The 1,845-nt window shown below is 55.6% G+C and carries 1 rRNA gene; it reads right to left on the minus strand.

Annotated elements, in window-relative coordinates:
- Positions 1-126: 126 nt before the first annotated feature.
- Positions 127-1,667 (minus strand): 16S ribosomal RNA (locus tag HOP59_RS23380).
- Between the last annotated feature and the right edge of the window lie 178 nt (positions 1,668-1,845).

Consider the following 1,845-nt stretch of genomic DNA (forward strand, 5'->3'; position numbering starts at 1 on the left):
GGGGTGCGCTCTAACCAACTGAGCTACAGACCCGGCTAACCACTGGGTCGGCGACCCAAACAGTCTTTGCTCTGGCCGATCAGGTAATTCATTGTGAGCACTTGCCGCGAGGCGTGATACGTCGTTTAAGGAGGTGATCCAGCCGCAGGTTCCCCTACGGCTACCTTGTTACGACTTCACCCCAGTCATGAACCACACCGTGGTGATCGCCCTCCCGAAGGTTAGGCTAACCACTTCTGGTGCAGTCCACTCCCATGGTGTGACGGGCGGTGTGTACAAGGCCCGGGAACGTATTCACCGTGACATTCTGATTCACGATTACTAGCGATTCCGACTTCACGGAGTCGAGTTGCAGACTCCGATCCGGACTGAGATCAGCTTTCTGGGATTAGCTCACTTTCGCAAGTTCGCAACCCTTTGTACCGACCATTGTAGCACGTGTGTAGCCCTACCCGTAAGGGCCATGATGACTTGACGTCGTCCCCACCTTCCTCCGGTTTGTCACCGGCAGTCTCCTTAGAGTTCCCGACATTACTCGCTGGCAAATAAGGACAAGGGTTGCGCTCGTTACGGGACTTAACCCAACATTTCACAACACGAGCTGACGACAGCCATGCAGCACCTGTCTCTGCGTTCCCGAAGGCACCCCTTCGTCTCCGAAGGGTTCGCAGGATGTCAAGGGTAGGTAAGGTTCTTCGCGTTGCATCGAATTAAACCACATGCTCCACCGCTTGTGCGGGCCCCCGTCAATTCATTTGAGTTTTAACCTTGCGGCCGTACTCCCCAGGCGGTCGACTTATCGCGTTAACTGCGCCACAAAGTCCGCGAAGGACCCAACGGCTAGTCGACATCGTTTACGGCGTGGACTACCAGGGTATCTAATCCTGTTTGCTACCCACGCTTTCGCACCTCAGTGTCAGTGTCAGTCCAGAAGGCCGCCTTCGCCACTGGTATTCCTCCCGATCTCTACGCATTTCACCGCTACACCGGGAATTCTACCTTCCTCTCCTGCACTCTAGCCTGACAGTTCCGGATGCCGTTCCCAGGTTGAGCCCGGGGCTTTCACAACCGGCTTATCAAGCCACCTACGCGCGCTTTACGCCCAGTAATTCCGATTAACGCTCGCACCCTCCGTATTACCGCGGCTGCTGGCACGGAGTTAGCCGGTGCTTCTTCTGTGGGTGATGTCCTTCCTGACGGGTATTAACCACCAGGCTTTCTTCCCCACTGAAAGTGCTTTACAACCCGAGGGCCTTCTTCACACACGCGGCATGGCTGGATCAGGCTTGCGCCCATTGTCCAATATTCCCCACTGCTGCCTCCCGTAGGAGTTCGGGCCGTGTCTCAGTCCCGATGTGGCTGATCATCCTCTCAGACCAGCTACGGATCGTCGCCTTGGTGAGCCATTACCTCACCAACCAGCTAATCCGACATAGGCTCATCCGATAGCGCAAGGTCCGAAGAGCCCCTGCTTTCCCCCGTAGGGCGTATGCGGTATTAGCCTGGGTTTCCCCAGGTTATCCCCCACTACCGGGCAGATTCCTATGCATTACTCACCCGTCCGCCGCTCGCCACCAGGAAGCAAGCTTCCCGTGCTGCCGCTCGACTTGCATGTGTTAGGCCTGCCGCCAGCGTTCAATCTGAGCCATGATCAAACTCTTCAGTTTAAGATCATATAGTCCTTACCCTTCTTGCGAAGGAAGCGGACCAAACTTGGCTCAAGGTCAAAGCTTCTCAAAAGACCCGAAGGTCTCGACGAGTCGCTTGCCTTGAAATGGTGTGACTTCTCACCACCTCATCGACAAGCGCCCACATGAATTACCTGATCGATTGTTAAAGAGCGGC

Source organism: Billgrantia aerodenitrificans (assembly GCF_021404405.1).
GTDB lineage: Bacteria > Pseudomonadota > Gammaproteobacteria > Pseudomonadales > Halomonadaceae > Halomonas > Halomonas aerodenitrificans.